The organism is Nocardiopsis halotolerans DSM 44410, assembly GCF_000341065.1.
Classification (GTDB): Bacteria; Actinomycetota; Actinomycetes; order Streptosporangiales; family Streptosporangiaceae; genus Nocardiopsis; species Nocardiopsis halotolerans.
Window position 1 is genome coordinate 1 of sequence record NZ_ANAX01000290.1, and the last position, 7,953, is coordinate 7,953.

Consider the following 7,953-nt stretch of genomic DNA (forward strand, 5'->3'; position numbering starts at 1 on the left):
GCCACCGAGGACCTGCTGTACTCGCTGCACCGCAGCGGCCTGCACACGGGGATCAGCGTGTCCGGGGCCGCCGCCCTGGGCGAGTGGATGGGTCAGCGCCTGGACAAGCAGCCGCCCGCCTACCTGGGGCGCGCCGGGAACTTCCCCGCCTGAGGGCGCCGGCCGACCGCGCACGGCGTCGGTGTGGTGTTCGTCGCCCCCGGGCCCGGCGCGCACCTCCGCTCTCCGGTGCGCGCGTACACGGCCCCTGCGGACACCGGGCCGCCGAAACCCCTCCCACGGCGCGGTGTCGGGCCCGCGCGGGCCCGCGGAGGCGGGCCGGGGCCGTCCCCGGCCGGGCTGCCGCCCAGGTGACGGAACGGAAGCCAGGGGTGTACGGGGGTGTTCCCCGGTGTGGACGTACGGGGGGCCTGTTATCCTGGTGCCCCGTGGAGTCCGGCGGCCGGAGCGAAGACCCAACCGCCCGAAACCGGACCGCCGCACGGCCGCTCAGCCCGACCCGAGCCCGCCGTAGCCACTCAACCCACGGGAGCACCACTTTGGCATCCGCCGCGAGTACCAAGCACCTTTTCGTTACTGGCGGTGTCGCCTCCAGTCTCGGCAAAGGCCTGACCGCTTCCAGCCTGGGACGACTTCTCAAGTCGCGCGGCCTGCGGGTCACCATGCAAAAGCTCGACCCCTACCTCAACGTCGACCCCGGGACGATGAACCCCTTCCAGCACGGCGAGGTGTTCGTCACCGACGACGGCGCCGAGACCGACCTGGACGTCGGCCACTACGAGCGCTTCCTGGACACCGAGCTGTCCGCCACGGCCAACGTCACCACCGGCCAGATCTACTCCAGCGTCATCGCCAAGGAGCGCCAGGGCGCCTACCTCGGTGACACCGTGCAGGTCATCCCGCACATCACCAACGAGATCAAGGCGCGCATCTACGCGATGGACGCCCCCGACGTCGACATCGTCATCACCGAGATCGGCGGCACGGTCGGCGACATCGAGTCGCAGCCCTTCCTGGAGGCGGTCCGCCAGATCCGCCACGAGATCGGCCGGGACAACTGCTTCTTCCTGCACGTGTCCCTCATCCCCTTCCTCGGCCCGTCCGGGGAGATGAAGACCAAGCCCACCCAGCACTCCGTGGCCGCACTGCGCAGCATCGGCATCCAGCCCGACGCCATCGTGTGCCGCTCGGACCGGCCCATCACGCAGAGCCTGAAGTCCAAGATCAGCCTCATGTGCGATGTGGACGAGGCCGGGGTGGTCTCCACCCCCGACGCCCCCTCCATCTACGACATCCCCAAGGTCCTGCACCGCGAGGGCCTGGACGCCTACGTCGTCCGCCGCCTCGGGATGCCCTTCCGCGACGTGGACTGGACCGAGTGGGACCAGCTGCTGCGCCGCGTCCACCAGCCCGACCACGAGGTCACCGTCGCCCTGGTCGGCAAGTACATCGACCTGCCCGACGCCTACCTGTCGGTCAGTGAGGCGCTGCGCGCGGGCGGTTTCGCCACCGACACCCGCGTGAACATCCGCTGGGTGGCCAGCGACAACTGCGCCAGCCCCTCCGGGGCCGCGGCCGAGCTGGACGGCGCCGACGGCATCCTCATCCCCGGCGGCTTCGGTGTGCGCGGGATCGAGGGCAAGCTCGGCGCCATCCGCTACGCCCGTGAGAACCGGGTGCCGCTGCTGGGCATCTGCCTGGGCCTCCAGGCCATGGTCATCGAGTACGCCCGCGACGTGCTCGGACTGGAGGGCGCCAACAGCACCGAGTTCGACGACAAGGCCGCCGACCCGGTCATCGCCACCATGGCCGACCAGACCGACGTGGTCGCCGGTGAGCGCGACATGGGCGGCACCATGCGCCTGGGCATGTACCCGGCCGAGCTGGGCGAGGGCACCGTGGTGCGCGAGCTCTACGGTGGAGAGGCCGAGGCCTCCGAGCGGCACCGCCACCGCTTCGAGGTCAACAACGCCTACCGCTCCCAGCTGGAGGAGGCGGGCTTGGTGTTCTCCGGGCTCTCTCCTGATGGCAAGCTGGTGGAGTACGTCGAACTGCCCCGGGACGCCCACCCGTTCTTCGTCGCGACGCAGGCGCACCCGGAGCTGCGTTCCCGTCCGACCAAGGCCAACCCGCTCTTCCGCGGACTGGTCTCGGCGGCCCTGGAGTTCCACAACTCCTGAGCGCGCGGCCGGGCGGGGCACGAGCCCCTGAGAGGCGGGATCCATGCCCAGTGACACCTCCCCGGCCCAGCCGACCACGGGGGCGGACGCGAAGGTCGCGGACGCCCCCGAGTCGTGGCCGGTGGAACGGTCCGCCGAACGCTTCCGCGGCGCCGTGTGCGGGGTGCGTACGGACTGGGTGCGTATGCCCGACGCCGAGGGCGGGACGACCGTGGCCGCCCGCGACTACATGGTCCACCCCGGCGCCGCCGCGGCCCTGGCCCTGGACGCGGACGGCCGTGTGCTGCTGCAACGCCAGTACCGCCACGCCACCCAGCACACCCTGTGGGAGCTGCCCGCCGGAATGATCGACGGGGAGGGCGAGGGGCCGCTGCTCACGGCGCGGCGCGAACTGGTCGAGGAGGCGGGGCTGCGGGCCGAACGCTGGCACGAGCTGGCCGACTTCTTTCCCTCGCCCGGATTCTCCGACGAGCGCATCCACGTGTTCCTGGCCCGGGACCTGTCGGTGGTGCCCGACGAGGAGATCGACTTCGTGCGCGAGCACGAGGAGGCCGACCTGGTCGCCGAGTGGGTTCCCCTGGAGGAGGCGGTCGGGCTGGCCATGGCGGGCAGGCTGCACAACGGCGCCACCATCATCGGCGTCCTGGCCGCCCACGCCGCGGCCGCCGACGGGTTCGCCTCCCTGCGCGAGCCCGCCGGGGACTGACCCCGTGGCCGAGCGGGCGGACCCCACCGAACCGGGGGAGGCGGGGGCGCTGGCGCGGATGTGCTCCGCGTTCCTGGACCACCTGAGCGCCGAGCGCGCCCTGGCCGACAACACCCTCGCCGCCTACCGGCGCGACCTGCGCCGCTACCGCGCACACCTGGCCGCACTCGGGATCACCGCTCCGGAGGAGGTGGGCCCCGGACACGTGGGTGACTTCCTGCGGGTCCTGCGGGAGGGGGACGACGGCCACCCGCCGCTCGGCGCCGCATCGGCGGGGGGGGGCCTGGCCGCCGTGCGCGGCCTGCACCGCTTCGCGGTGCGCGAGGGCTGGACGGGTGTCGACCCGGCCGCCGACGTCTCCCCGCCCGTACCGCCGATGCGCCTGCCCAAGGCTGTGCCGCTGGCCTCGGTGGAGCGCATCCTGGACGCCGCCGGACCGGCCGACGCCCCGGCCTCCGGGGGCCGCGCCGGGCTGCTGGCCCTGCGCGACCGCGCGCTGCTGGAGGTGCTCTACGGTACGGGCGCGCGGATCTCCGAGGCGGTGGGGCTGGACGTGGACGACGTCGCCGACGCGGTGGACGGCGACGACACCGTGGGCCTGGTGCGGTTCCGGGGCAAGGGCGGTCGGGAGCGGGTGGTGCCGCTCGGCTCCTACGCCCGCCGGGCGCTCTCGGGCTACCTGGTGCGCGCCCGTCCGGGCCTGGCCGTCTCCGGCCGGGGCGGCCCGGCGCTGTTCCTCAACGCGCGCGGGGGCAGGCTCACCCGGCAGGGCGGCTGGGGGATCCTGGCGGCCGTCGCCGAACGCGCCGGGGTCGGCGGCGTCTCACCGCACACACTGCGTCACTCCTTCGCCACCCACCTGCTCGACGGCGGAGCGGACATCCGCGTCGTACAGGAACTGCTCGGGCACAGTTCGGTCACGACCACGCAGGTCTACACACTCGTGACGGTCGACCGTCTGCGGGAGGTGTACGCGTCGAGCCATCCCCGCGCACGGCGCTGAACTGGTCACGGGTGCGAGGGGCGTCCGGGCGGGGGCGAAGCGGAACAACCCGGTTTCCCGTTCCGATTTCCCCCAGGGGCGAAGGCGTGGGATTCTACCCGTAGGTTTCGTTGAAGTGCGCCGTGTCGGCGTTCTAGAGTCGCCGCACGGAGGTACGTTGCTGTCGACATATTGAGTTTCCGACGGCGGCCAGGCACAGGGGCGCGGCATTCCTTGGGCCGTGGCCGGTCCGTAGGGGAGGTCAAGGGTTGTGAACTGGGAGAACGACGAGGCTGCGAGCACCGCACCCGTCGGTGGGAGAGAACTCGCCGACCCGGTGACCAACCCCTGGGGGACGACACGCAACACGGGGGCTGATCTGCACACCACAAGACCCGAGCTGACGTATCCGGAGCCCGAGCCCGTCGACGGACACGGCCCGGCACGGATTGTAGCACTGTGTAACCAGAAGGGTGGGGTCGGTAAGACCACCACGACGATCAACCTCGGCGCCGCCATCGCCGAGTACGGAAGACGGGTGCTGCTGGTCGACTTCGACCCGCAGGGCGCACTCTCCGTCGGCCTGGGCCGGCTGGATCCGCGCGAGCTGGACCTGACCGTCTACAACCTGCTCATGCAGCGGGACGTGACGGTGGAGGACGTCCTGCTCAAGACCGACATCGACGGCCTGGACCTCATCCCGAGCAACATCGACCTGTCGGCAGCCGAGGTGCAGCTGGTCGGCGAGGTGGCGCGCGAGCAGATGCTCGCCCGCGCGCTGAGACCGGTCATCGACGACTACGACGTCGTCCTGATCGACTGCCAGCCCTCGCTGGGCCTGCTCACCGTCAACGCGCTCACCGCGGCGGACGGCGTGGTCGTACCGCTGGAGTGCGAGTTCTTCGCGCTGCGCGGCGTGGCCCTGCTGATGGACACCATCCAGAAGGTCCAGGAGCGGCTCAACGAGCGCCTGGTCATCGACGGTTTCCTGGGCACCATGTACGACCCGCGCACGCTCCACGCGCGCGAGGTGCTGTCCACGATCATCGACGGGTTCGGGGACAAGGTCTACGGCACGGTCATCAACCGCACCGTGCGCTTCCCGGACGCCACCGTGGCGGGTGAGCCCATCACCAGGTTCGACTCGTCCTCGGCCGGTGCCAACGCCTATCGGGAGCTGGCCAAGGAGGTGCTGGCGAGGTGGCCTCTCAGCGGTCACGGCGCGTGACCCTACCCGGGGCGGACGAACTGTTCTTCCGTCCCAGCGGCGCCGAGGAGGAGGCGCCGGAAGAGACCGAACGCCAGCATCAGGCACCGGAGCAGAGCAGGAAGACCGAGACGTCGGCGCGCTCCAACGGCAGGACCAAGGGCACGTCCGGCACGAGGGTGCGGCGCGCGCCCAAGCCGAGCGGGCGCCAGCGCCACGACGAGAAGATCACCGTCTACGTCTCCGGGCCCGAGCTGCTGGCCCTGGAACAGACCCGGCTGTCACTGCGCGCCGAACACGGGCTCTCCGCCGACAGGGGACGGCTCGTCCGCGAGGCCGTCGCGGTGCTGCTGGCCGACTTCGAGGAGCACGGAGCGTCCAGCATGCTGGTGCGCAGGCTGAGTGAGGACTGAGCGCTCGCACCGGTGTCGGAGGGGGCACCGGTTCGACGACGGAGGGATCGCGGGTGTCACCGGCGGGTTCGGGCCGGTGACACCCTTGTCTCATGAGGAAGACGACGCGGGGCCGGTGCCATGGCGGTTGAGCGCACACCGGCGGACACCGAGGACGAGGCGGACGAGAACGCCTTCCAGGTGCACCTCGACAACTTCGAGGGGCCCTTCGACCTGCTCCTCGGGCTGATCGCCAAGCACAAGATGGACGTCACCGAGGTGGCCCTGTCCAGGGTCACCGACGAGTTCATCGCGCACATCCGGGCGCACGGCGACGACTGGGACCTGGACCAGGCCAGCAACTTCCTGCTGGTCGCGGCGACCCTGTTGGACCTGAAGGCGGCACGGCTGCTGCCGCGCGGCGACGTCGAGGACGAGGCGGACCTGGCCCTGCTGGAGGCCCGCGACCTGCTGTTCGCCCGGCTGTTGCAGTACCGGGCCTACAAGGAGGTCGCCTCGTTCATGCGTGAGCGGCTGGCCTCGCAGGGGCGCCGCTACGCGCGCGCCGTCCCGCTGGAGGAGCGCTTCGCCGGGCTCCGGCCGGACGTGCTGTTCAGGTTGGGCCCCCAGGAGTTCGCCGCCCTGGCGGGGAGGGTGTTCACGCCCAGGGAACCGCCCAGCGTGCCGGTCACCCACATCCACCAGGCCAAGACCTCGGTCAGGGAGCAGGGCGAGCTGATGGTCGCGGAGCTGCGCGAGCACGGGCGGTTGACCTTCGCCGAGCTCACGGCGGCCTGCACCGGTACCTTCGAGGTCATCGCCCGCTTCCTCGCCCTGCTGGAGCTGTACCGGGCGTCCAACGTGGGCTTCGACCAGCCCGAACCCCTGGGGGAGCTGCTGGTCACCTGGACCGGCGGTGAGGGCGAGGTCGAGCTGGAGAGCGAGTACGACGACGTCGGGGAGACCGGCGGCGGGTCGGGGGAGGAGAACGGATGACCGCGGAGGACACGGGGAACGCGGCCACCGGTGGGGAGGCGGACGGGGACGCCCCGCCCACCCTGCGCCGCGACCTGGAGGCGGTGCTGATGGTGGTGGACCAGCCGGTGTCGGAGTACGACCTGGCGAGGGCCATGGACGTGCCCGTGACCGTGGTCTCACGCACCCTGGAGTCGCTGTCGCGGGAATACACCGGGCAGGGCAGGGGTTTCGACCTGCGGGCGGTGGCCGACGGGTGGCGTGTGTACACGCGGCCCGAGTGCGCCGACGTCGTCGAGCACTTCCTCAGGGAGGGGCAGGAGGTGCGGCTCACACAGGCCGCGCTGGAGACGATGGCGGTGGTGGCCTACCGGCAGCCGGTCTCCCGTGGCAGGGTCTCCGCCGTGCGCGGTGTCAACTGCGACGGGGTTATGCGTACCCTCGTACTGAGGGGCCTGATCGAAGAGGCCGGACACGACTCCGAGTCCGGCGCGCTGCTGTATCGGACCACCTCCTATTTCCTGGAACGGTTGGGCCTGAGAGGCCTCGACGAGCTGCCTGATCTGGCGCCGTTCCTCCCCGACGACATCGAAGGTCTAGACGACACCGGTGAGCACACCTAACAACAGTTCCCGCGGTGCGCGGGACGACGCCCCGCGCGGTGAGCGCGGCGACTACGACGACAGCGGCCGTCAGGGCCGCAGGGACAACAGCCGGGACCGCAGGGACGACCGTTCCCGCGGCGGTCACCGGGACGACCGCGGCCCCAGGGGCCGCGGTGGACGTGACTTCCGTGACGGTGGTGACCGTCGTTCCTTCGGCGGTGGCCGGGATGAGCGCGGTGGACGTGGCCCGGGAGGCGGGCGCGACTTCCGTGGCGGCCGTGACTTCCGCGATGGGCGCGATGACCGCGACCGCGGTGGTTTCCGTGGCGGTCGGGACGGCCGCGACCAGGGCGATCGCCGTTCCTTCGGCGGTGGTCGGGACTTCCGGGACGATCGTGGTCCCAGGGGTCGTGACGACCGTGACCGTGGTGGTTTCCGGGGAGATTGGGACCAGCGCGGCGGACGCGGCTTCCGCGACCGGGATGATCGCCGTTCCTTCCGCGACGACCGTGGCGGTGGAGGCCGCGATGGCTTCCGTGGCGGCCGTGACCGTGATGACTTCCGCGGCGAGCGTGGCTCCCGTGACGGTGGTGACCGTCGCTCCTTCGGCGGTGGCCGTGACAACCGTGGCGGGCGCGATTTCCGTGATGGACGTGGCGACCGTGGCCGCCGGGATGACCGTGGCGGTCGGGGCTTCCGGGACGACCGTGGTCCCAGGGGGCGCGACGACCGCGACCGCGGTGGCTTCCGTGGTGGTCGGGACGACCGCGACCGGGATGACCGCCGCTCCTTCTCGGGCGGGCGTGACGACCGTGGCGGTCGGGACTTCCGTGGTGACCGCGACAACCGTGACCGTGGTGGTTTCCGGGGCGACCGGGACCAGCGCGGCGGACGCGACTTCCGCGA

Annotated in this window: 8 protein-coding genes and 1 pseudogene; all 9 read left to right on the forward strand. The window is 71.6% G+C overall.

The annotated features are described in order from the left end of the window. Window positions 1-153, forward strand: a pseudogene (locus tag D455_RS35540) (hydroxymethylglutaryl-CoA lyase); the annotation flags it as partial. 386 nt (window positions 154-539) lie between these two features. Next, entirely contained in the window at window positions 540-2,180 is a 1,641-nt protein-coding gene (locus D455_RS0121480) for a CTP synthase (RefSeq protein ID WP_083922350.1), read from the forward strand. A gap of 43 nt (window positions 2,181-2,223) precedes the next feature. Beyond that, complete coding sequence (locus D455_RS0121485) at window positions 2,224-2,886, forward strand: NUDIX domain-containing protein (RefSeq protein WP_017572748.1); 663 nt, start codon at window positions 2,224-2,226, stop codon at window positions 2,884-2,886. Window positions 2,887-2,944: 58 nt separating this feature from the next. Then, entirely contained in the window at window positions 2,945-3,889 is a 945-nt protein-coding gene (locus D455_RS0121490) for a tyrosine recombinase (protein ID WP_086003365.1), read from the forward strand. A gap of 250 nt (window positions 3,890-4,139) precedes the next feature. Further along, window positions 4,140-5,096: a ParA family protein gene (locus D455_RS0121495; RefSeq protein WP_017572750.1), complete on the forward strand. Its 957-nt coding sequence runs from the start codon at window positions 4,140-4,142 to the stop codon at window positions 5,094-5,096. Next, the gene (locus D455_RS0121500) at window positions 5,093-5,488 is read left to right on the forward strand and encodes a hypothetical protein (RefSeq protein WP_017572751.1); all 396 of its coding nucleotides are present in this window, start codon (window positions 5,093-5,095) and stop codon (window positions 5,486-5,488) included. Before D455_RS0121495 ends, D455_RS0121500 begins: the two co-directional genes overlap by 4 nt. A gap of 120 nt (window positions 5,489-5,608) precedes the next feature. After that, entirely contained in the window at window positions 5,609-6,463 is an 855-nt protein-coding gene (locus D455_RS0121505; protein ID WP_017572752.1) for a segregation and condensation protein A, read from the forward strand. Beyond that, window positions 6,460-7,065, forward strand: coding sequence for an SMC-Scp complex subunit ScpB (gene scpB, locus D455_RS0121510; RefSeq protein ID WP_017572753.1), 606 nt, complete (start codon window positions 6,460-6,462; stop codon window positions 7,063-7,065). Before D455_RS0121505 ends, scpB begins: the two co-directional genes overlap by 4 nt. Before the next feature lie 170 nt (window positions 7,066-7,235). Then, window positions 7,236-7,953 (forward strand): hypothetical protein (locus tag D455_RS0121515; protein ID WP_160167857.1); only part of this gene is annotated, 718 nt, incomplete at its 3' end.

Coding starts and splice junctions, on each gene's coding strand:
- D455_RS0121485 (WP_017572748.1), top strand. CDS start 2,224: ATGCCCAGTGACACCTCCCCGGCCCAGCCGACCACGGGGGCGGACGCG.
- D455_RS0121490 (WP_086003365.1), top strand. CDS start 2,945: ATGTGCTCCGCGTTCCTGGACCACCTGAGCGCCGAGCGCGCCCTGGCC.
- D455_RS0121505 (WP_017572752.1), top strand. CDS start 5,609: ATGGCGGTTGAGCGCACACCGGCGGACACCGAGGACGAGGCGGACGAG.
- scpB (WP_017572753.1), top strand. CDS start 6,460: ATGACCGCGGAGGACACGGGGAACGCGGCCACCGGTGGGGAGGCGGAC.